The 286-nt window shown below is 51.4% G+C and carries 1 protein-coding gene; it reads right to left on the bottom strand.

Features of this window, described 5'->3' with window-relative positions:
* On the bottom strand, window positions 1–286 hold a 286-nt coding region (locus tag PGX78_RS02670; protein WP_333523849.1), incomplete at both ends, for an NADH pyrophosphatase zinc ribbon domain-containing protein.

Here is a 286-nt window from a genome sequence, read left to right on the forward strand (position 1 = left end):
TCGGCAAATCCGGCAATTAAGGCATAGTTCTTATAAGGTCTGCCGGCATACCGAGTGACCAAAAGACGTTCCCCGTCACGTACAGCAACGATAACTGCCGGATTGATTCGAGGATAGACGGTATTTTCACATGAAGGACAAACTAAGGCCCGTTCCGACTTACTTTCTTCCATGGCGGTACGACAACGTCCGCAATAACAGTTGAGATCATACCATCTGGTAAGAGACGCCGCCGTCACGACGGCAAAGGCCAGTTTTCTCGGCCGTGCCGTACGCATGGTCCGTA

Source organism: Megasphaera sp. AF13-6AC (assembly GCF_027685385.1).
Taxonomy (GTDB): domain Bacteria; phylum Bacillota; class Negativicutes; order Veillonellales; family Megasphaeraceae; genus Megasphaera; species Megasphaera micronuciformis.